The 22,805-nt window shown below is 39.2% G+C and carries 23 protein-coding genes and 1 other annotated feature; of the genes, 19 read left to right on the top strand and 4 right to left on the bottom strand.

What is annotated here, in order from left to right:
• Window positions 1–22: 22 nt before the first annotated feature.
• The 3 genes from ilvN to AAGU76_RS11535 all read right to left on the bottom strand — a co-directional run bounded on the left by ilvN (window position 23) and on the right by AAGU76_RS11535 (window position 3,051).
• Window positions 23–508, bottom strand: a complete 486-nt coding sequence (gene ilvN, locus AAGU76_RS11545) for an acetolactate synthase small subunit (RefSeq protein ID WP_342485638.1) — start codon at window positions 506–508, stop codon at window positions 23–25.
• Window positions 505–2,148 carry a biosynthetic-type acetolactate synthase large subunit gene (gene ilvB / locus AAGU76_RS11540; protein WP_342485637.1) on the bottom strand — a complete coding sequence of 548 codons (1,644 nt, stop codon included), beginning with the start codon at window positions 2,146–2,148 and terminating at the stop codon, window positions 505–507. The genes ilvN and ilvB overlap by 4 nt, the downstream gene beginning before the upstream one ends.
• 94 nt (window positions 2,149–2,242) lie before the next feature.
• Window positions 2,243–2,450: a binding site (T-box leader), on the bottom strand.
• A gap of 412 nt (window positions 2,451–2,862) precedes the next feature.
• Window positions 2,863–3,051: a small, acid-soluble spore protein, alpha/beta type gene (locus AAGU76_RS11535; protein ID WP_342485636.1), complete on the bottom strand. Its 189-nt coding sequence runs from the start codon at window positions 3,049–3,051 to the stop codon at window positions 2,863–2,865.
• 233 nt (window positions 3,052–3,284) lie between these two features.
• Between AAGU76_RS11535 and AAGU76_RS11530 the strand changes: the two genes are divergently transcribed.
• Window positions 3,285–3,701: a DUF533 domain-containing protein gene (locus AAGU76_RS11530; RefSeq protein WP_342485635.1), complete on the top strand. Its 417-nt coding sequence runs from the start codon at window positions 3,285–3,287 to the stop codon at window positions 3,699–3,701.
• Between the two features lie 44 nt (window positions 3,702–3,745).
• On the opposite strand, the gene AAGU76_RS11525 is transcribed toward AAGU76_RS11530, so the two are convergent.
• Entirely contained in the window at window positions 3,746–4,078 is a 333-nt protein-coding gene (locus AAGU76_RS11525; protein ID WP_342485634.1) for a LysM peptidoglycan-binding domain-containing protein, read from the bottom strand.
• A gap of 167 nt (window positions 4,079–4,245) precedes the next feature.
• Between AAGU76_RS11525 and AAGU76_RS11520 the strand changes: the two genes are divergently transcribed.
• The 18 genes from AAGU76_RS11520 to AAGU76_RS11435 all read left to right on the top strand — a co-directional run bounded on the left by AAGU76_RS11520 (window position 4,246) and on the right by AAGU76_RS11435 (window position 22,767).
• Window positions 4,246–5,319, top strand: coding sequence for a hypothetical protein (locus tag AAGU76_RS11520; RefSeq protein ID WP_342485633.1), 1,074 nt, complete (start codon window positions 4,246–4,248; stop codon window positions 5,317–5,319).
• Between the two features lie 103 nt (window positions 5,320–5,422).
• On the top strand, window positions 5,423–5,827 hold the full coding sequence (locus tag AAGU76_RS11515; protein WP_342485632.1) for a TerB family tellurite resistance protein: 405 nt from the start codon (window positions 5,423–5,425) through the stop codon (window positions 5,825–5,827).
• A gap of 4 nt (window positions 5,828–5,831) precedes the next feature.
• Window positions 5,832–6,335: a hypothetical protein gene (locus AAGU76_RS11510; protein ID WP_342485631.1), complete on the top strand. Its 504-nt coding sequence runs from the start codon at window positions 5,832–5,834 to the stop codon at window positions 6,333–6,335.
• A 5-nt stretch (window positions 6,336–6,340) separates the two neighbouring features.
• Entirely contained in the window at window positions 6,341–7,678 is a 1,338-nt protein-coding gene (locus AAGU76_RS11505) for a hypothetical protein (protein WP_342485630.1), read from the top strand.
• Window positions 7,679–7,944: 266 nt separating this feature from the next.
• A complete protein-coding gene (locus AAGU76_RS11500) occupies window positions 7,945–8,397 on the top strand; it encodes a DUF2975 domain-containing protein (protein ID WP_342485629.1) in 453 nt (150 codons plus the stop codon).
• 9 nt (window positions 8,398–8,406) lie between these two features.
• Complete coding sequence (locus AAGU76_RS11495) at window positions 8,407–8,613, top strand: helix-turn-helix transcriptional regulator (protein WP_342485628.1); 207 nt, start codon at window positions 8,407–8,409, stop codon at window positions 8,611–8,613.
• Between the two features lie 3 nt (window positions 8,614–8,616).
• On the top strand, window positions 8,617–10,110 hold the full coding sequence (locus tag AAGU76_RS11490; RefSeq protein ID WP_342485627.1) for a DUF4173 domain-containing protein: 1,494 nt from the start codon (window positions 8,617–8,619) through the stop codon (window positions 10,108–10,110).
• Between the two features lie 221 nt (window positions 10,111–10,331).
• Entirely contained in the window at window positions 10,332–11,879 is a 1,548-nt protein-coding gene (sdaAA, locus tag AAGU76_RS11485) for an L-serine ammonia-lyase, iron-sulfur-dependent, subunit alpha (RefSeq protein WP_342485626.1), read from the top strand.
• A 28-nt stretch (window positions 11,880–11,907) separates the two neighbouring features.
• Window positions 11,908–13,017 (top strand): NAD/NADP octopine/nopaline dehydrogenase family protein, encoded by a 1,110-nt coding sequence (locus AAGU76_RS11480; RefSeq protein ID WP_342485625.1) that lies wholly within the window; start codon window positions 11,908–11,910, stop codon window positions 13,015–13,017.
• The gene (locus AAGU76_RS11475; RefSeq protein WP_342485624.1) at window positions 12,992–13,666 is read left to right on the top strand and encodes a GntR family transcriptional regulator; all 675 of its coding nucleotides are present in this window, start codon (window positions 12,992–12,994) and stop codon (window positions 13,664–13,666) included. The genes AAGU76_RS11480 and AAGU76_RS11475 overlap by 26 nt, the downstream gene beginning before the upstream one ends.
• Before the next feature lie 89 nt (window positions 13,667–13,755).
• Window positions 13,756–14,244, top strand: coding sequence for a TRAP transporter small permease (locus AAGU76_RS11470; protein ID WP_342485623.1), 489 nt, complete (start codon window positions 13,756–13,758; stop codon window positions 14,242–14,244).
• A 4-nt stretch (window positions 14,245–14,248) separates the two neighbouring features.
• Window positions 14,249–15,556: a TRAP transporter large permease gene (locus tag AAGU76_RS11465; protein WP_342485622.1), complete on the top strand. Its 1,308-nt coding sequence runs from the start codon at window positions 14,249–14,251 to the stop codon at window positions 15,554–15,556.
• Between the two features lie 111 nt (window positions 15,557–15,667).
• Window positions 15,668–16,660, top strand: coding sequence for an ornithine cyclodeaminase family protein (locus AAGU76_RS11460; RefSeq protein ID WP_342485621.1), 993 nt, complete (start codon window positions 15,668–15,670; stop codon window positions 16,658–16,660).
• A gap of 35 nt (window positions 16,661–16,695) precedes the next feature.
• Window positions 16,696–17,748: a TRAP transporter substrate-binding protein DctP gene (gene dctP / locus AAGU76_RS11455; protein ID WP_342485620.1), complete on the top strand. Its 1,053-nt coding sequence runs from the start codon at window positions 16,696–16,698 to the stop codon at window positions 17,746–17,748.
• 63 nt (window positions 17,749–17,811) lie between these two features.
• Window positions 17,812–19,107: an L-serine ammonia-lyase, iron-sulfur-dependent, subunit alpha gene (locus AAGU76_RS11450; RefSeq protein ID WP_342485619.1), complete on the top strand. Its 1,296-nt coding sequence runs from the start codon at window positions 17,812–17,814 to the stop codon at window positions 19,105–19,107.
• A 500-nt stretch (window positions 19,108–19,607) separates the two neighbouring features.
• On the top strand, window positions 19,608–20,804 hold the full coding sequence (locus tag AAGU76_RS11445; protein ID WP_342485618.1) for a flavodoxin domain-containing protein: 1,197 nt from the start codon (window positions 19,608–19,610) through the stop codon (window positions 20,802–20,804).
• Between the two features lie 123 nt (window positions 20,805–20,927).
• Window positions 20,928–21,593 (top strand): hypothetical protein, encoded by a 666-nt coding sequence (locus tag AAGU76_RS11440; RefSeq protein WP_342485617.1) that lies wholly within the window; start codon window positions 20,928–20,930, stop codon window positions 21,591–21,593.
• Between the two features lie 118 nt (window positions 21,594–21,711).
• The gene (locus tag AAGU76_RS11435) at window positions 21,712–22,767 is read left to right on the top strand and encodes a hypothetical protein (protein WP_342485616.1); all 1,056 of its coding nucleotides are present in this window, start codon (window positions 21,712–21,714) and stop codon (window positions 22,765–22,767) included.
• Window positions 22,768–22,805 lie beyond the last annotated feature (38 nt).

The following is a 22,805-nucleotide window of genomic DNA, read 5'->3' as shown; positions in this document are numbered from 1 at the left end:
TGCAATGCAGAGGGTGTTGTTTTTATCCTCTCTCCAGGGCTGTGGGGCCTGTTCTTGTCATCTCAACGATGCCGAAGGGCTTCATGAGCTCCAGAAACGCATTGTTTTTTTCCTCGTCCCCGGTGATTGAAACAATAAGGCTCTTGTGGCCCACATCTATGATGTTTGCCTTGAAGATGTTTACAATCTGAATGATTTCAGAACGCTTTGCTCCTTCGGAATTCACCTTTATCATCATGAGCTCCCGTTGAACAGAAGATTCATCGCTTAAAATAGTGATCTTGATAACGTTGATGAGCTTGTGAAGCTGCTTTGTAATCTGTTCTATGACGTAGCTGTCGCCGGTTACGGCAACGGTAATCCTTGAAAGCTTAGGGTCCTGGGTTTCGGCAACGTTGAGGCTGTCGATGTTGTAACCCCTTCTGGTGAACAATCCAGCAACCTTGCTGAGCGTTCCTGCGTAGTTTTCCACAAGTATGGATAATAATATTTTCTTGTCTTCTCTCATGATCTGCCTCCTAAGTGCGGAACTGAAGGTATGTCCGGATCTACGATGCATTCGAGGATGAAGGGCTCATCATCTGCGAACATTTCATCTATGGCAAAGTCGATTTCCTCATTCTTTGTTATTCTTATAGCTTTGAAATCATAAGCTTCTGCTATTTTCAGAAAATCCGGGTTGAATCCAAATTCTATTCCGAAGTAGGACTTGCTGTCGTAGGAATTTTTCTGAAGTTCCCGCACCATTCCCAGTTTGCCGTTGTTGAACAGTACGAACTTAACGCCTGCGTTGTGTTCCCTGGCAGTAGCTATATCGCTCATGAGCATCTGGAATCCTCCGTCTCCCATGGACGCCACAACCTTAGTGTCAGGAGACGCAAGCTTTGCCCCGATGGAAGCAGGAAGGCTGTATCCCATGGTTCCCAGACCGCCGGATGTGAAGAATTTCTTTGAACTGCTGGCGCAGTAGCTGTGTGCTGCCCACATCTGGTTGAGACCAACATCTGCAACCCATATTCCGGTTTTCCCCAGTCTGTCTGAAATCTTTTTAATGAGGAACCTGGGGTTGAGCTGAGTATCCAGAGCAAAAAGCCTGTCCATGTAATTTTGGCGCTTGTGCTGTACAGCTTCAACCCAGTCGTCGTCCTTTATGTCATAATCGTACTTGAGCAGGTCTGAAAGAACATCCTTGGCGTTTCCAACGATGGGAATCTTTGTCTCAAAGTTCTTGCCTATTTCGGCAGGGTCTATGTCAACGTGGATTATGTTTCTGCTGCCTGAGTTCTTCATCATGGAAGTGGACCTGTCGGCAAAACGTGCTCCGATAACTATCAAAAGATCAGCATCGTTCATCATCCTGTTTACGAACGGATATCCGTGGGAACCTATGAGCCCTGCAAAGTACGGGCTGTAGTTAGGATAGGAATCCACACCCATAAGCGTGCACACAACCGGTATCTTTGTTATTTCAACAAACCGTATAAGTTCATCGCAGGCATCGGCAGCGCTTATTCCTCCACCAACGCAGATAACGGGGCGTTCTGACTTGTTTATGAGCTCCACAGCCTTCTTGATTTGCTTCGTGTTGCCCGTGATGGTGGGTTTGTATCCTCTGATGCTTACGGTTTCGGGATACTCGAATTCAATGATATCCTCCTGAATGTCTCTGGGGATGTCAATGAGAACCGGACCTTTTCTGCCTGTGGAGGCAATGTGAAATGCCTCCTTGAGAATCCTCGGCAGTTCCTTTGCGTCCTTAACCAGGTAGCTGTTCTTGGTGAAGCAAAGTGTGGCTCCGATGATGTCTGCTTCCTGAAACATGTCCCTTCCGATGAGAGAAGAGTTTACCTGACCAGTTATAACCACCAGGGGTATGGAATCCATGTAAGCAGTTGCGATACCCGTTATGAGGTTGGTGGCCCCCGGTCCTGAGGTTGCGATGCATACGCCCACCTTGTTAAGGGCACGGCCGTAGCCGCTGGCCATGTGAGCTGCAGACTGCTCCTGCCTCACAAGAATGTGTTGTATGTCTGATTTCCGGAGGGCTTCGTAAAGAGGTAGGACGGCTCCTCCGGGGTATCCGAATACCATGTTTGTGTTTTCTGCTTCAAGACATTTTACAATTGCTTCTGCTGCTTTAATTTTCATATGTACCTCTTCTTTCTTTTAATATTTGGGACATTCCCATGTTGATGCTGCGCAAGACAGATGATTTTTTGTAAACAAAAAGCGGGTATTCTCATAAAAGGACGAGAATACCCGCGGTACCACCTGATTTCCGTAAACGGCTCTTGACAATATAACGGTATGACCGTTCAATCCTACTGCTATTTCGGATCAAATGCTCCAAAGCTACCTTCGGCACAAATTTAAATGTGAAACCTCCCAGCCTGTCGAGCTTCACTCTCTGCAAGTATTTTGCGCCTACTCCTCTTTATCACTGCATCAATATAAATTTATCCCATATTATTAGAAAAAAAGCTGCTTGTCAACAATTATTTTAAAAATTGTGCGTGAATTTTTTGCATTGAAACGTATAACCGCACGGAGTTTCAATTAAAAAAAATTCAGGAACCGACTGTGATTAGCTGGAAATCTCTGCTTATTAAAGCTCTAAACAGGACAGAGGAAAAATAAGGATTTTTATCTTCATAAATAAATCAACTTGCCACCATATTTTCAACGCAAACGGGCTGTATATTATGAGTATGAAATGTAAGAAACCGATGAAGACAGAATAGGTTAAAAACGACGAATAATAAAACTACAGTATGTAAATAATAAAGCAAACAACTAAATACTGATGATATAGATAATTCTCCCTCCAAGAAAAGCACCCATGCAGCTGCATGGGTGCTTTTGTCAGTAAATATCATGGTTGTGAAGCTCGTTGTCAAGGCTGTTGCCGCCATTCAAACGGTTCATATTCACCGGATATTCGCTTTTGCTCATGTTGTTGTGGGTTTGGATGCCAAGCTCATCTGACATTTCCATCTTGAAGTCAATGAGAGCCTGACGCGCTTCCGGTGCTATTGAATTTTTTTCTGTCATATTAAATCCTTCCTTTGCTGATATATGTTTATTGTTTTCAGGCACACCGTATTTATGCATTACAAATAAAAGACAGTGGAGATGTTGAAATCTGTTCATAGAAAAAGTACAAAATGGAAAAAGTTAACATAAAAATATCTCGTTAATCATGTGTTTTTAGCTGAAAATGGTAAATAAAGTGCCGATATTAAGGTAGTAGTCATATGACTAATTTCACTCAGCGGAGAAAACTTATGAAGTTGCAGAATAAGGAAAAACAGAGCTACTTGCAGGCATTCATGTTTATCGCCTCCAGTGACGGCATTATCACGGTTGAAGAGATAACAGCCCTGAAAAACATTGCAGACAGTATGGGCTTCAACAAGGAAAAGATCAACTATCTGGCCGAAGAGGTGAAAAAGGGCAAGAAGCTTAAGGACATCCTTGCTAAGATCAAAAACAGGCAGTCAAAGCTGCTGCTCATATATGAGCTGATTCTTCTGTGCCATGCAGACGGAAAATACTCGGACAGTGAAAAATCATCAATGAAAGAGCTGACTGCCCTCCTGAATGTGGAAACGGAAAAACTGGTTCAGATTGAAAATCTGGTTGATGAACACATTGATCTGAAAGAAAAGCTGAATCTTGTTCTGGAATCAAACGAATTTTAACGGCAAAAACCCATGGAAGCATGGGTTTTTTGTTTGAAACTGTGTTACCTGAGCGATGCGGTGACTACCAGCTGTTGCCCCGGATAAATAATATACGGAGGGGTCAGGTAGTTGAACCTGATTAGGTTGTTGATGGAAGTACCATATCTCAATGCAATATTGTACAGTGCTTCTCCGGGTTTCACCGTATGGATTATTGCTTCAGGTGGAGACATCGGAATAATTATCTGTTGACCGGGATAAATCAGGTTGATGTTCGCTATATTGTTAAACTTCAATATATTTTCAATGGTAGTGTTGTAGTCCTTAGCGATTTTATAGAGACTGTCCCCCGGCATTACGCTGTATGTTAAGGTGCCAAAGTATGCAGGTGGCACAATTATCACTCCTTTCCTTTACAATATATTATGCTGTCCGGGAATGTTTGTTAATTTCCGTCCTAAACATTTATGGAAAACAAATATAATGAGAAATTATTCTTTTCATAATATTAAGTTCAGGCAGATATAATTTAATAAAGTAAATGCATGTAGGGGGGATGGCTTTGCAGCAAGAATACTTGGTAAATTTGAGACAGCATTACCGGGAGTACACCTATGAAAGCACAGTTGTGGAGTGGGGAAGGGATGAATATGATGCATTGGTCAGCGCCATAAAAAAGGCGCTGAAAGATAATGCCAAGGAAGATGAACTACTGTCAAGACTGCACCTGGAGAAGGCTGAATATGACTTTTCCCTGTGCAGACTGAGGCCCACGGGCAGGACCAGGTCCAGTCAGGAAAAAAGCACACCATACTTCGACGCAGAAGTTCGGAGCTACATCAAAGGCTTGATTACCAGATACATGGCAAGGTTCAAGGTGTCGGATACCGTGGAGGAACTGGAGTACTACAAGTCTGAATTCGACCACTACCTTAAGACATACGGCGGGGAATTTCCGGACTTCGTCAGGACAGAGATGTTACGACAGTACACCATCCGAAAGGATTTCATAGCAAGCGGAATAGTAAAGCCCCTGTCCGTAAACCTTGACCCTGGATACATGGAGGCTCATTCAGCTGAGGAATCCTTCAGGTTTTACCTGGAACAAACTCTGCGCATACTTAGAATGTTCGGATTCAGAATATCAAAAAAAGGCGAGGACATATACAAGGTTTACGTTCCGGCCAATTACCTTTCGGTAAGGCATGTGAGAAATGAGAATGCATTTGTCCTTAATTCGGCAGAATTGATAATATACTGGTCAGACATAAAGGATTATGTTAATTGCTATGACAAGGAAAGGTACGGCATCAGGACCAGCAGCGATGTAGTGAAGTTTTTGGGAAGAAATTACAATGATAAGGAAATCGTCAAGTACTGCACTGCATTGATGGAATCATTTATAACGCCATTTTTCTTTGAGGAATTAAATGACCTGGGCTTTGACCTGTATGTGACGGCCAGGGAATACATAGAAGCCGCTGACATAATGAGAAGCATGGAAGCAGACTTTATGGACCCTGAAGACGACTACTATGATCCTGATGACGATGGCGGCAGGTTTTGCCGGATTTGCGGCAGCTGGTTTGACGGTGACGACATAGTCTGTCCGGACTGCAGCAACAATATTGATTAGATTTCCAAGCTAAATTTATTGTGCCAAATGCCGATAACTGTTGTATGGGGATTTACGATTAACAGTTTATTTCATAAGAATCGAACAATAGAGGAGAGATTACATGAATGCAAAAGAAAAGGTATCCTATGTTAAGGCACTGGTAAGCATAGCCACGGCAGATGAACGGATTGAGCCTGAAGAAAGACAATATTTCAGTCAAATTGGGCAGCTTTACGGTATTTCGGAATCAGAGATGGAAGACATCATTGACAGCGTGCTGAACAAAAAGGAAAGCATCGAGGAAATACTGTCATCAATAGGCGAAAGAGGAACGAAGCTGCTGCTGATATATGAACTTCTGGCACTGTGCTACGCAGACAACAAATATTCCATAGCAGAGAAAAACGGTATGAAGAATATCTGCAGAATACTTGGAATAGAAGATGAAAAACTGGCCGCCCTTGAAGGAGCCTTAGAAGAAAGTATAAAAATCCAGGAAAAAATCAATACCATACTGGAGAGGTAGGATTATGAAATTAGGAAAAATTGCAGCCTGCCTTGGAGCAGGAGCTTTATGTGTTGTAACAGGCGGATTGGCAGCGCCGGCCATCGGAGCTGCCGTCGGAGGGGCGTTCATGGGGTTGTCCGGTGCTGCAGCCACTTCGGCAGGGCTTGCAGCCATCGGAGGAGGTTCGCTGGCTGCGGGAGGATTTGGCATGGCCGGAGGCACTGCCGTCATTTCAGCCCTGGCAGGAGGAGTGGGAACAGTAGCCACTGCCGTTGCCACATCAGCAGCTGAAGGAACAAAGGCAAAAAAACAAAACAAGGAATTGAGAGAAGAGCTCAGAAGATCAAATGTGGACAATGCCACAAAGCAAAAAGTAATTTCGCAGCTTCATTCTCAAATTGAAAGGTTAAAGGCTGAATTGGAAGCCGAAAGAAAAAAAGCAGATGCATCTGAAGAAAAAATCAGAATCATGGAGGAGCAGCTGGACGATGTGCTTGAAACCCTGAGAGTGGCTGAGGCTGCCTAGGGAGAATGGACAAAGACAGTGTGATACTCAGATATCTGCAGGCAGAAGTCAAGGATTCGGAACATGAAATGTCTGAACTAAAAAAAGTTAATGAGAGGAACGAAAAATCCCTCGGAAACATAGATGCTAAAATGGATGAAGTTTATGCCCGCCTTAAAATGAATCGAAAAACAGCAGCAATAAAACATGCGGCTGTGAAGACTGACAGCGCAGCAGCCTGTCCGGTTAAGGAACTGTCCTATGACCAGCTGTATCAAAAGGCAAAATCATCCCTTGAATCAAGAGGACTTGACGTGGACTCCATGGATTATCATGATCTGGTTTCCCAAAGGGAGCTTGATGAAATAACTAACCAGCTGAACAAACCCCTTACCCAAAGGGAAAAGTGGGACAAGGGGGATTTTGTTGCCGTGTTCGTGGCAGCTTCCGTGGGAAGTTTGGCAGACATAATATTAAGCAACAGGAACAATAAGCTTACCGGTCAGGATTCGGATTTTTCAAAGTGGCTGGACCAGTTTCACAAGCATGAAGGCGGAGACCCTCTGGACTACCAGGGACCTGGGTTCGGAGGAGGCTATCACAGAGGCCTATCTAAGTCTCATGACGTATTGAGATTCATAGAAGCCATCCTCATGATTAAAAACGGGCGCTTTGAAGGAATCAGATACATGGACGGAATAGGGCAAAAGGTAGTTTCAACGGTGAACCAATACGGAACACCCTACGAGCAGCTTGGATTGATTGAAGCCATATTAAAATATGCAAAACACATGTTTGCTGACCTGTTCTCCACATGCAGCCTGCCATTTCCGGGCAGCTCGTTTCTTGTTGAAAGCAGCAGCAGGGATATTAGAAAACTGGCTGCATCAATGTACCAAAACGGTTTCAACCTGAAAAACATAATGATTCAGTCGCTGTCCACAATTTTAGTGGAAGTGATACTCAGGATTTACTTTGCAGTAAAATCCTATAAAAAATATAAAAATGAATTTGAAATGGAAGATGATTATTCAAATATCGAAGCGGTGAAAAGATTCATAAAGCCTGAAAACAAGGAAAAGCTGAACGAAATGCTTCTCATGGCTCATTCCATCGTTACAGCGGTAAACATAGGAAAGGTTGTTATCAAGAAGAGCCCGTGGGAAATCAATGTGACGGAAATATTCAGCGTAATAAAGTATGCCGCGGCAGTCATAAAGAGCGCAGCCGACCGCAATTCGGAATACGGGAAGCTTATAAGAAATTCCCATGACATACATGAAAGATGGGAACAACTGGCTAGTGAATTTTCACTGGAAGAGTCGGAAAAGGATAGTGCATTAAAAGAACTTGTAATAGGCTGATAATTTATAGTAGGGACTGTTGCATTAGCAATTATTATCGCGTCATTCTGAGGGCTTTAGCCCGAAGAATCTCATAATTCAAACGGATGAGATCCTTCGCAAATGCTCAGGATGACATGAATATGCTGGTGCAGCAGTCCCTCTTTTTCTTAATTTTTGCATTTGGAAATTGAAATCCAATAAATAGTTATCGAAAAACGATAAAAAATTATTGACAATAATGAAAACGGTGATATAATTTAGCTATAAACAACAAGGAGGGTATGATGTATAAAAACAGTCTTGTCCATTATTTAGCTAAATTCAGTGTTGATATTCTTTTCTTTGCAGGTATAGCAAGCTGCCTGTTTGTGCCGTTTTCGAAATCCTGGCTGGTATACTATTTCAATCTGCCGGAAGAAATGATTGTTCCAATGATTCTGGTTCTTTTAATATCCGGCATCTCTTGCGTATATATTTTGTGGCAGCTTAAGGTTATGTTCAAAACGCTGATCGGAGGTAATCCTTTTGTGATGAAAAACGTGGACTGCTTCAGGAAGATGGCGGTGGCATGTGCGGTCATAGCAGTCATCTACTGCATAAAGAGCCTGTTCTGGTTCACCATTTCGACTTTTGTGATCATAATCATATTTGTGATAGGATGCTTGTTCTGTCTCACTCTCAAGGACATCTTCAAGCAAGCGGTGCACTACAAAGATGAAAATGATTTAACAGTGTAGGAGGTAATAATGGCAATTGTAATTCAGTTGGATGTAATGATGGCAAAGAGAAAAATCGGCCTTATGGAACTTGCTGAAAAGGTTAATATTACACCTGCAAATCTGTCCATATTAAAAAACAACAAAGCCAAGGCAATCAGGTTTTCCACCCTGGAGGAAATATGCAGGGCTTTGGACTGTCAGCCGGGAGATATAATAGAATATGTAAAGGAGTAGATCATGGAAAAATCAATGAAGATCAAGCTGTCTGCCTACGGGCTGATTTCTGCCGCAGGTTTTACTTACCTTATGCTTGTGGATTACCCCGGCATAAGCGTTGCTGTATATGCAGTTTTACAGTTTGTTTCGATATTTTATGTAACCAGAAATCGTGAAGAGGTAAAAAACGCAAAGGCACTGTACATGTTTGTTCCCATATTCATCTTGTCGCTTAATTATTACATAAGCGGAAGCTTTTTGTGGGCTCTGCCAAACATGCTGTGCATATTGCTTTTGTACAGCAGCATGATATTGATAATGACGGATAACTTCCCCATCAGGGAGCTCAGTCTGAAATTCATCTTTAATATACTGGAGCATGTATTCGTTCCCCTGAAGAACTTCTCAGTACCTTTCAAGTGGATCGGAAGCTACACAAGAGATGACGATAAAAGGCAGCTTCACAGGCGAATATGGCTTGGGATACTCATATCACTGCCCTGCGTGATATTTCTCCTCATGATGCTTTCCTCAGCGGACATGGTGTTTTCAAGCAAGGTTGACAGCACTTTGGGATGGTTCTTTGATGCGCTTAATATTGATTATATGTTCAGAGCTGCGTTCGGAGCGCTGGCAGGACTGTATCTTTTCAGCCTGTTGTACATCGTGTTTGAAGTGAAGAATGAAGCTGCTGAAAAAAACAAATTGATCATGTTAAATGAAGTGCCAAGGCCCATGAGCAAGGATACGGTTGTAATCAACATTCTGATGTTTTCAATTTTGACTGTTTATACGCTGTTTATCTTCATACAGTTCAAGTACCTGTTTGCAGGCTCATCACTGCCTGACAACATGAACTATTCCGAATATGCAAGGAGAGGGTTCTTTGAACTGATATTTCTGAGCATATTGAATGTGGGACTTATACTGATGACAGTGTACCTGTTCAAGGAAAATATCTATGTAAACAAAGACAAATGGTCCACAGTGACGAAGATATGCATGATGTACCTGTGTGCAGTTACATTCATAATGCTCGTATCATCCTTTTACAGAATGTATCTGTACGATCAGGAGTACGGCTTCACACGATTGAGGGTTCTTGTATACGGTTTTCTCATATTTGAAACCGCAGGACTTTTCATGACGCTGCTGTTTGTTAACAAACCAAGGTTCAACATTGTGGCGGTATACACGCTCATAGGTCTGTGCTACTACCTGTGCCTGAACGTAATACCCATAGATTATGTAATAGCAAAAAGAAACGTGGACATGTACCTTACCCATGAAACGAAATCAATTGACATTGATTATCTCATGAGCTTGTCTGTTGACGCAGCTCCTCAGATATGGAGGCTTAAGGACAACATGGACGCTGATATAATGACCAGGTACAAGACAGACCAGTATTTTGAGAACATCAGGGAGCAGTATGCAGACAGAGACGACTGGCGAAGCAGCAACTATGCTGTTGAGAGAGCCTTAAAAATTACCGGTAATATAGTATCAAAATAAGAAAGCAGTAAATATTTTAATTTATATAAATTGAAAAATTTTATATAGAGGGATGCAACTAAAAAGGTAGCATCTCTTTTGTTTTTTTATTTGTCTCCATAAGAAATATGCTCTCAAAATTTATTTTAAGCAATAGGTATACTTAATGTATACACAACGTATACATAGAAATAAGAATTGAGAAATATCTATATAAGGAAGGTCGAAAAATGAAGTCGATTATGAGGTTTGATGCATTTGACATTATGGGACCGATAATGATAGGCCCATCCAGCTCTCATACAGCTGGGGCAGTGCGAATAGGACTTATGGCAGGTCAATTATGCAACTACAACCCTACAGAAATTGAAGTGTTATTCCATGGCTCATTGGCAAGTACATATTCATTTCATAAAACAGATGTTGCAGTTATAGCCGGAGTTCTTGGCATGCCTGTTGACGATGAGAGGATTAAAAATTCTGTATCCATTGCTAAGGAAAGAAACATACATGTTGGTTTTGGTACTATAAACATTGACGGAGCTCATCCAAGTACGATTGTAATAAAACTAAAATGTAAAGATAAAGAATATTTGATTAGATCTGCGACAATAGGTGGCGGAAACATTTTAATCGAAGAGGTCAACGGAAATAAAGCTGATATGAATGGTAAGCAATATAATCTGATTGTGGATGTAAGTACAGAAGATTTAAACGAATTGAAAAAGATTATCTCCGAAGAAGTCAGCGGCAATTTTTTATCAGGGTGCAACAAATCAAACAACAGATATTTTCTTAATGTAATTTGTGAGGACAAGATTGATGAGCGCAAAATTGAGAAAATAAAAAATCTAAATGGTGTAAATGATGTGTATTACTTTTCTCCGATAATGTCAGCAAGCAATGATTCTTTAAGCTTTTTCAAAACAGTCAAAGAACTGGTTGACAAGTCCAAAGAAGATGATTGCCTGATAAGTGACACTGTAATTAAATTTGAGTGTACCAATTCCAATAGAACAGAAAAAGAAGTAATAGCTGAAATGGAAAAGAACCTTACTTCAATGAAAGAAGCAATCAACAATGGAAGTGAAAATGAAAATTTAATGCTTGGTAATATTTTCAGTGGTAATGCAAGGAAGATGAGTACGTTTATTTCAGATAAGAGAAGCATATGTGGAGTATCTTTGTCAAAGGTTATTAAAAATGCTCTTGCTGTAATGGAAGTTAACGGATCAATGGGTAAGGTAGTAGCATGCCCTACAGCAGGATCTGCAGGCACATTACCGGCAGCAGTAATAACCATAGCTGAAATAAACAATATAGAAGATGAAAAGGTTGTCAAATCCCTGTTCACAGGAGCGGGATTAGGTATGATAATAGCAGAAAATTCAACTATTTCCGGATCTGTTGGAGGATGTCAGGCTGAATGTGGAGTTGCATCAGCGATGGCCGCAGCGATAATCACTGAACTTTTCGGTGGAACATATGAGCAAATCTTAAGCTCATCATCTTTGGCTTTAGGGAATATACTGGGTCTGGTCTGTGACCCTGTAGCTGGAACTGTTGAACTTCCTTGTATACAGAGGAATGTTATGGCAGCTGCTAATGCAATTGTTTCAGCAGAAATGGCTCTAGCCGGAGTAGATAGTGTGATACCTCTAGATGAGATAATAGGAGCATTAGATGAAGTAGGAAAATTAATGGACAAATCACTGAAGGATACTCTGGGAGCAGGTATTTCAAATACACCTACGGCAAGACGATTAGAGGCTGATTTATTCAAGAAATAATTTGTGAAAATTATCTTAGGAGGGCAATATGAAAAAATTAAAATTTGCGGTTTTGGGTGCAGGAAATGGTGGCCAATCAATTTCAGCTTATCTAACCTTAAAAGGATATGATGTAAAGTTGTATGATAAATATGATGAAGTTGTAGCTCCTTTAATTGAAAAAGGCAACATTGAATTGAGAGGAGTATCTTTAAACGGGAATGCTGTAATAAGTGTGATAACAACTGATATAAGCAAGGCTGTTGAGGACACGGATATTATACTGGTTACGGTACCTTCTAATGCTCACAGTTTTATTGCCAATGAACTGGCCCCCGTTCTAAAGGATGGTCAAGTAATAGTACTATGCCCTGGATCCACAGGCGGTGCGTTAGAATTTAAGAAAATTCTAAACTATAAAAATTGTTCTGCTGATTATAAATTAGCGGAAACTACCAGTCTCTTTTATGCGTGCAGAGCAAAGGAAGGTGTGGCGAACATAAGTGGTGTTAAGAATATATTGCCTATTGCTTCACTACCAAGTTCAGATGTTGACTATATAATCAATCTGCTGGATGATGTTTATCCTCAGTTAGTTAAAGAAGAAAATGTAATAGCATCTTCTTTAAATAACTTAAATGCTATTTTACATCCTATTGCAGTCCTACTCAGTACCTCATGGATAGAAGCCACTGGTGGAAACTTCAAATTTTATTACGACAGTATAACTCCATCAGTAGGAAAGTTAATTGAAAGGATGGATGCTGAAAGAATGTCAATCGGGAAAGCTTTAAATGTTCATGTAAAAAGTGCTGCGGATTCGTTGAAAACATACTATTCAGCCACTGGAGACAGTATCTATGATATGGTTAGAACCGTAAAGGCATATGAACCGATAAGTGCACCGCCCAGTCTTAATTCAAGGCTGTTGTTCGAGGATATCCCGATGGGACTGGTTCCGATGGTTGAATTAGCTAAGTTAGTAAGTGTTAACGTACCAACTATGAATTTAATTATTGATTTAGCTTCTCAAGTTTTAGAGAAGGATTTCAGAGAAGAAGGAAGAAGCTTAGAGCGATTAGGAATATCAAATATGAACATAGATGAGTTGAACAAATACGTTAGTAACAACTTTGAATGCACACAAGGAGGAAAATAAAATTAAGACTAATTCAAAGATAGCATATGACATAATTAAAAACAAAATACTTAGATGCGAATACTTGCCGGGGCAATTATTATCTGAAAAGGAAATAGTTGAAGAATTGCAGATGAGCAGGACTCCGGCAAGGCAAGCATTAAATATATTAGCCGGAGAAAATTTAATATCAATTATATCAAACAAAGGTATACAAATAACTCAAATTTCAGAAAAAAAGGTAAAAGAAGTTACAGAAATAAGAGTAATGCTTGAAAAGCTTATGATAGAAAAAGCTATAGATAATATCACTGACAAGGATCTGGAAATGCTTGATTGTCTTCATGAAAAATTAAAAAATGATTTAAATAGAACAGATGCATTAGCGATATTTGAAGCTGGAAAGAACATTCACCAGTTCATTGCGGATATTGCAGATGATGAAACATTAAATACAATCATAAAAATCTTAAGGAACGATAGCAGCAGAGGATACATTTACTTCTTAAAAAATAAATTTCAACGTAGCTCTCAAGAACAAATTAGAATTATTAAGGATAGTCTAAGAACTTCACATGAAGACATTCTACATGCATTAAGAGAAAAAAATAAAGAGAAGGCTGTTGAGGCCATTGCCAGAGATGTAACAATATTTAAGGAGTTAATATAAAACTATCATATGCTTTTAAGTAAGAGATAATTTGCCAGTGGTTACTTTACATGAATAATTATTATAAGATATGAAAGGAGAATTTAGTGATGAAAAGCTTGGCATCTAAGTTAATAGGCTTTCAGAAACTTGTTACAACTATACTTGGTATCATGATACCGACAATTGTTGTAATACAGGTTTTACTAAGATATGTGTTCAAGGCTCCATTGATGGGGATTGAAGAATTGCTTTTTTTCCCCACGATTTGGTTATACATGTTAGGCGGAGCCAATGCTTCACAGCAACGAAACCATATAGAATGCGGAATATTGACTTTATATATTAAAAGGCCAAAAAGCATAATGATATTCAAAATTGTTAAGAACACAGTTTCTTTAATCGTAAGTGTATGGCTGCTGTACTGGTCATTCTGTCTGTTCAAATATTCCTTTAACGCCTGGAAAACCAGTGACCTATTGTATATTCCTATGTTTTTCCTGGAAAGTGCACCATTTATAGGGCTTCTTCTTATGACATTTTATGCAACAGTTGAATGGGTTGATCATGTTAGAGTTTTCATCAGGGAAAGGGGCTGAGATAATGGATATAGCAGTTATAGTTTTGCTAACAATTATATTACTTATCTTTTTACTTATGCTTAGTATACCATTGCCATACTGCTTTGGCGGAGCATTGCTTTTCTTAAGTGTTTTCGGCGGTGTTGCAATGAAAAGCATGTTCCTGTGGGGAACAAATCAATTAATAAGTTCAGTGTTGCTTGCCAGTCCGCTGTTTATATTAGCAGGTTCGTACATGGGCAGCAGCGGTATAGCCAAAAAGCTTCTTGATCTTGCGGATGCCTTTGTCGGAAGGATTAAGGGAGGTTTAGGTATAGTTAGCGTGCTTACTTGTGCTCTTATGGGAGCCATTTCTGGGAGCGGTTTTACCGGAGTAGCCGCAACAGGACCAATTATGATACCCAGAATGGTTGAACAGGGATATCCCAGGGGATATGCAACTGCCCTTGTTACTGTATCATCAGTACTGGGACTATTGATACCTCCAAGTGCTGTAATGATTATGTACGGTTGGGTTACGGAAACATCAATACTTGCATGTTTCTTATCAACGCTCGGACCAGGACTAATAATCACATTTTTATTCTGTGTTATCAATATGTTTTGGACTAGAAAATTTGATTTAGTTTTGCAGTCTAAGGAACCTATTGATATAAAAATAAAACAAATACGTACTAAGACTTGGGCGGCCGTTCCAGCATTATTTATGCCGGTTATAATTTTAGGCGGAATCTACGGTGGCGTTTTTACTCCTACAGAAGCGGCAGCTGTATCAGCTATTTACGCAATATTGGTTGGCTTCTTGATTTACAGGAGTATGACTGGAAAAGAATTTTTCAATATTACTTTGGAATCCACTACTTCAATAGGTGCAATCATGACGATGATACTGTTTTGTCTTATGCTGAGCCAGACGTTAGTGATGCTTCAAGTTCCTCAAGCCTTGATAAAAGTAATTTATGGCTTCACAACCAACAAGACTATCATACTGATTGTGGTCAACCTGTTCCTCTTTGTAGTTGGAATGATAGTAAACGATTCTACAGGAATGATTCTGATTGCTCCTCTTCTGCTGCCTCTTATGAAGGATTTAGGAGTTCATCCGGTACATCTTGGAGCAATAATGGGAGTAAACCTGGCAATGGGAGGAATTACACCTCCATATGCAAGTATTTTGTACCTTGGTATGAGAATAGGTAAGTGCGAATTTAAGGATATATTAAAACCTGCTTTAATGTTCCTGCTTTTTGGATATGTTCCTGTTGTATTCCTGACTGCATTTTTCCCTGCTGTGGCATTGTGGATACCTGGATTATTTGGTTTAGTGTAAAAGCTTAGGTGATTGGAAAACGTTACGCAAGCACATTAGTGTGCTGCTTTCTGTAAGGCATAGCGATTTTAAAAATCAGCTAAGTATAATAGAAAATAAAGGAGAATGAAGATGGAAACTATTTTGTTAAGTCAAGAGCAAATTAAAGAACTCATTTCTATGAAGGAGGTTGTTGAGATATGTGATAAAACCTTCCAGGGTTTTGGCGAAGGAACTGTCATAAATCCAACTAAAGTAAATCTAGACTTAGGGGAGACAAGTTCGTTTCCGCCATACAATGGTTTTATGAACGCTATGCCTGCCTTCATTGGCTGGTTGGATGTTGCAGGTATAAAATGGGCAGGCGGATTCTTAGGCAAAAGAAAAGAACTTGGATTGCCATACATAACATCGATGATATTGTTGATAGACCCAAAGATAGGAAATTTTAAGGCAGTCATGGATGGAGAATATATTACAAGTTATAGAACAGGTGCACAAACTGCAGTGGCGTTGAAATATTTGCTGGATAAGAAGTCAATCAAAATAGGACTATATGGAGCAGGAATGCAAGGACATACTCAAACACTTGCTATTTCACAATTGTTTGACATCGAAGAATTGAAAGTATATGACATTTACAAAGAAGCGGCACTTAAATTTGCAGAGGATATGAAAGATGTTGTCAAAGGTAAAATAATTGTGGTTGACAATCCAGAAGAAGCGGCAGTTGGAGATGCAATTATATCCGTGACTCAGTCTAAAGATAAATTTATTAAAAATGAATGGGTGAAACCAGGTACGATATTGTTTCCAATGGGTTCCTACCAGGAATGCGATGATGAGTTCATTCTCAATGCAGATAAGATAGTTGTAGATCACATAGGACAATGCCTTCACAGAGGAGCATTAGCCGAATTAAATGCACAAGGAAAGATTGCTGAGGAAAATATATATGCTACTATAGGGGAGTTAGCATATGGATCAAAGGAACATAAAATTTCCGGCGATGAAAGAATACTTTGCATACCCATAGGAACAGGAGCTATGGATATTTCAGTTGCAGGAGTCGTTTATAATAAGGCAGCAGAAAAGGGAATCGGATCAACATTTGAATTTGTCTGAGATTTGAATAAAGTTAAAAAAATAGGAGGATTACAATGAAAAAAAGATTATTAGCGTTGTTATTAGTAACGATTATGACAATTTTACCAGCTATAACAGCATGCTCATCCGGAGATACAAATCCTAGTGCCAATTCAAGTACAAGCGGCAGTACTGATATAAAAGAAAGAACATTTAAGATTGGTCACATTAGACCGGAAAATTCAAGTGCAGATTTAAATGTTAAGTTTTTTAAGGAAGAGTTGGCAAAAGCCAGTGGAGGAAAACTTAACGTGGAAATATATCCTGCCAGTCAGTTGGGAGATTACACTGTTGTACAAGAACGTGTTGCTATAGGCGATGTTGAAATGCAAATTGCCCCACTAGCCACTAATATGGATAAGGGATTTGGAATATCCAATGCCCCATACATAGTTGAAAACTGGGAACAAGCAAAGAAGGTATACAGTAGTGACGGAGAACTGGTTAAAGCAATGGCTGCTTTGCTTGAGAAAAACGGTATAAAGTATCTGGCTGCATATCCTTTGTATTTTGGTGGAATAGCTTTAATTGATGAGCCTGCAAGTCCTGGTGATGCAAATGTACCTAAGAATATTAAAATAAGGGTACCATCTATGAAATCTTTTGAACTAACGGCAGATACATTAGGATATATGGCTACGCCATTGGCATGGGCAGATACGTTTACATCTATGCAGACAGGAATAGTAGACGGGGCAATAGGAGCCGGTGCTGAAGGATATTATTCAAACTTCAGAGACTTAATTAAATACTACCTCCCATTAAATGACCATTTTGAAATGTGGTATTTGTACATGAATTTAGAGCTTTGGAACAAACTTTCTCCGGAGGAGCAAAAAATTATTCAAGAAACTGCAAAAGCATTGGAGCAAAAGAGATTCAGTGAAGCGGAAGCAGAAGAAGATGAATATAAATCGAAATTAGAAGCAGCGGGAATTACTGTAATTAAGTTTACAGATGAAGAACTGAAGGCATTTGCTGTTAAGTGCAGAGAAAATGTATGGCCAAAAATAAAAGCTGATTTTGGAGCAGAATTGTTTGACAAAATAACCAGCAATATAAAATAGGATTTTGCTGCCAATACATGACCATGATACAGTGTATTGGCAGCAATTTAAGGGGGCATTAAAATGTATGAAGGCTTACTATCAATATTGCATAAGGAAGTAAAACCTGCATTGGGATGTACCGGACCAACTTCCGTATCCTATGCTGCTAGTGTTGCAAAAGATGCAGTAGGCGGTGAAGTCAAATCAGTTAAGGTTTTTGTTGACAGAGATACGTATAAAAATTCAATAGCAGTTGGAATTCCGGGTACATCTGAAATGGGCGTTGTTATTGCTGCAGCCCTTGGAGCAGTATGTGGTGACTCAACATTAGGACTTGAGGTATTAAAGAATGTTACAAAAGAAGATGAAGAAAAGGCAAAAACTCTCGCTGAACATAACGTATCTTTGGAAATAAACTGGGATATTGAAGGCGTTGGCCTATACATAGATGTATGGGTGGATACTGATTTAGGTACAGGGCATGCAATAGTTGCAAAAACTCATACTAATGTAATATTAATTGAAGCGAATAATGAAATTAAATATAAAGTCAAAGAAGACGAAATAAAGAATATTCTTGATGAAACAAAAGACATCATAGCTGGTTATACTGTGAAAGATTTTTATGATTTCGCAACTAAGATGCCTATTGAAGAGTTAAATTTTCTAAAAGAATCTATTAATATGAACAAGGAGCTTGCAGAAACCGGTCTTGAAAAAGGATCCGGCAAGGGTTTTGGAGAAGCATTTCTTAAACTTCAAAAAACACAATCTGCATTTTTCAAGGCTAAGGCATATACAGCTGCTGCATCGGATGCCAGGATGGCAGGTGAAAATTTACCTGCAATGAGCTGTGCCAGCAGCGGGAATGTTGGAATCACCGCATCACTTCCATTGTATATAGTAGCTTTAGAAAACGGAATCAATGAAGACATACTGATAAGAGCGTTAAGTTTAAGCTTTTTAATGACGATTTATATTAAGAACCACATCGGCCGATTGTCGGCAATGTGTGCATGTGCTATTGCGGCATCCATTGGTGTTGGTACAGGAACGGTTATTCTTTTTGAAGGCTCTTTTAGCCAAGTTGAAGGGGCCGTAAAAAATATAGTTGGAAGCATTGGTGGTGTTCTGTGTGACGGAGCTAAACTGGGGTGTGCGCTAAAATTATCTTCTGCAGTTGGTATTGCAATTGAATCAGCTTATATGGCATTGGACAATACTGTTATTGCTTCAGGAGATGGAATAGTTTGTGATACTGCTGATGAAACTATCAAAATGTTGGGTCGAATCGCAAGACTAGGTATGATTGAAACAGATAAGGTTTTATGCAAAGAAATTATACAACGAGAACAAAATAGTAAAAGATATAATTAAGATAAGAATATTTACTTAAATCATTACTGATATGATAATCTGAAATCTTTCATAAATCTCTCCATAAAACCTGCTGATTTTCCAGCAGGTTTTGACTTTTGTGCAAAGTCAGCCTTTTGGAATGTGGGAGGATGTCGGAAATATAATGCTAGAGATAATGAGATTTATAGTAAGCTAACCAGTTGTTTTAATCGTGATTTGTTTGTATAATTGTATTTAGTAATGTAATATTTAAACCGGAGAGGATCGTTATGAATTGCAATTGCTGTTTCAAGGGGTTATGCACTTGAGGAAGAGGGCATCATAGAGCTTGACGGTCATAAGAAGATTAAGATAATTGACAAGGAATCTCTGAGAAATATTTTCGAATACAGAAATTAATTTGAAAAAATGATTTAAATCACGGTTTCATCTATCCATAATCCATATAATAAGGACATAAAACAAAACAATAGAAATGACAGAACGAAAAAATCATTTCAAATACATGGGAGGAAAATATGAAAAAACTTGTGAAAAATAATGTTTACTGGGTAGGAAAAATGGATTGGGAGTTGGAATGGTTTCATGGAGCAGACTATTCCATAAACAACGGCTCAAGTCAAAATGCATACCTGATCCAGGAAGAGAAGACGGTTCTCATAGACACAGTCTGGAAGCCGCATTCAACGGAGTTCATTGATAATCTGGAATCCGAAATCGACTTGAAAAAAATTGACTTCATCGTCATGAATCACGGAGAGATCGACCACAGCGGTTCACTACCTGCATTGATGGAAAAGATACCTGAAACTCCGATCTATTGCACGGCAAATGCAGTAAAATCCCTGACAGGTCAGTACCATCATCCGGAATGGAACTACAAGGTGGTAAAAACCGGTGATTCCATTGACATAGGAAACGGAAAGAAGCTCGTCTTTGTTGAAATGAGAATGCTTCATTGGCCGGACAGCATGGCCACGTATCTGACTGAAGACAACATACTTTTTTCAAATGATGCTTTCGGACAGCACTATGCCGTAGAAGAACTTTTCAATGACAAGGCAGATCAGTGCAGGCTATGGGAAGAAGCCATGAAGTATTATGCAAATATTCTGAACGCATTATCTTCGTTTGTTACTAAGAAAGTAGAAGAGGTTGTAAGTCTGAATCTCCCCATAGAAATCATCGCACCAAGCCATGGTGCCATTTGGAGAGATAATCCTCTGCAGATAGTGAATAAGTACTATGAATGGTCAAAGGAGTATCAGGAAGATCAGATTACAATTGCATATGATACCATGTGGGATGGCACAAAGCAGCTGGCGCATAAAATTGCTAAAGAAATTTCAAGTATTTCCCCGGAAACACGCGTTAAAATATTTAATATCTCCCATGCAGACAAAAACGACATCATGACCGAGGTATTCAAGTCAAAGGCAATTGCAGTGGGTTCTCCTACCGTAGGGCAGAGCATTCTATCATCTGTTGGCGGATGGCTGGATTTTTTGAAGGAATTGAAGTTCAAGAATAAGGATGCGGCAGTGTTCGGATGCTACGGTTGGAGCGGCGAATCAACAAAGGTGCTGCGAGAAAGGCTGACAGACGCAGGCTTTAAGGTTGTGGAACCGGAAATAAAATGCAACTGGAATCCTAGAGACGAAGATTTGGATAAGGCAGAAGCAATAGCAAAGGCCCTTTGCAAACAAACAAATTAATAACAAAAATAAGGATGCATAAAGTGATGATATGCATCCTTTTCATATTTGCCAAAATATGTTAGAATATTATAGGGTAATAAAATAGGGGCCATGTGGTCCTGGGATATATCGGGGGGATATATGGCTAAATATAAGTATATGTTTTTATTGATGTTTGCATTTTTGCTGCTCACTGTGAGAGAAGTAGCAGTGATTCAATTTGGAAGAATGAAACGAAAAGATTCAGAAATCATATCCCTGAACAAAAAATTCAGCATAGTGGGGTTTATGTACCTTGTTTTTCTAGTTTTCTGGATTGTATTAACCGCAATAAATGTTTTAAAGGTTTACCATCTGCTTAAATATGATTATGTGGACAGCATTTTTCAGATGTTCAACTTAAGTTATATGGACAACTTAATTGAAGGTTTCTTCAATAACAACGATCATGTATGGTACCTTCGAACATACGACTACATGTCTAATTTAACCAATGGGCTGTATTGGATGTTTTTCTCGCTGAACATGTCACTTATGTATTGTTACAGAGGATCAGTAGGAACCATCATCTACGAAGAAGGAATCACCGACAGCGGCAACTTCTTCAAGTGGGAAAAATTCAAGGGATACTATAGCTGCGGACCGTACAAGAAGTCCTTTAATGAAGAAACATATTACAAATTCATATTCAATCGTCCAACATTCTTTTCCAAGGATAACACACTGGTCTTGAATGTCCACAGCGAATACAAGGAAGCAGTTGAAAAAGCAGTATCAGTCTACGTGCAGAAAACAGAGGAGCAATAATAAAGGATGTGTTCCGCTAGCGGGAGCGGTAATTGAATTAAGTGAATCAGAGTGTAAGTACTGAGAGAAACCAGAAAGGCAAATTACTATGTCAATAGATATAAACAGGAGGAGTAAAGTGAAAAAAATAATTATAACAATCATATTTAGTTTTATCGTATTTTTTAATTTATCGTCATTTTCTGTGTGCATGGCCAGTGACAGCGTGATTGTAACATTGCCTGCTTTCAGTGTCAGTTTGAATGGTCAGCATACCACATCAACGTATCGTAAATATCCGCTCATAGTATATAAAAATATAACATATTTTCCAATGACATATTATGATGCCAGATTGCTTGGGTTATCTACAAAATGGAATAAGGTTGATGGACTGAGCGTGGATAAAAATGAAGGATATTTTTATGAATATGTCAATGAAGTTAATGTTGATAAGAATTCAAACAAGCAAACAGCAAAAATAATAACAAGTAAAATAAAGGTAAACGGAAAAGAAATAGACAATGCAAAGGAGCCCTATCCTTTATTGTTTTTTAGAGACGTGACGTATTTTCCTCTAACCTGGCGATTTGCAGTTGATGAATTCGGTTGGAAATATAGCTTTGATAATACAAACGGGCTCATCATTTCAAACGATAAAGTTATAATGAAGAATCCAAATGCTTACAATTGGATAACAGGTGACTATGCAGGTGCCGGAGCCGGGTCGATGGCAGGAACAGACGATTTAATGTTTCCTATACGTGCATTAGTTAATCATGTAGATATCTCACCGGGAAATACTACGTTTGAAGAAAAGGAAAAAATAGAAAATTTAAAAGAAACTAGTTTATTATTGTACAACCGAAGTTCAGAAGATGTAGGCATAAAAGAATCCGATCAATGGCAGTATCATATATATAAAATTATTAACAACCAGGAGGAATTGGTTTATAAAAAAATATTCCCATTTTATTATGGAGAGCTCAGAGCCCTTCAATTTGCTTACTGTAGAATAGATACCCCATATTGGAAAGAAAATATGAGTGCCGGAAATTATGTAATCAGATACATTCATCCTGAAAATCTTGAATATACCAAGAAGGGCTCAGAGCAATCACATTCTGTTCCAATAGAAGCTCCTTTAAGGTCTGCTGATTTTTACTTGGAGGGTACTGTAACAGTAAATAAATAAAATTCACATAAAAACACAGGTATGTTCCTAATTACCAG

It is taken from the genome of Sedimentibacter sp., from assembly GCF_038562225.1.
Taxonomy (GTDB): domain Bacteria; phylum Bacillota; class Clostridia; order Tissierellales; family Sedimentibacteraceae; genus Sedimentibacter.
The sequence above is the reverse complement of the archived record's forward strand: the minus strand, read 5'-3'. Positions and strand labels throughout refer to the sequence as shown.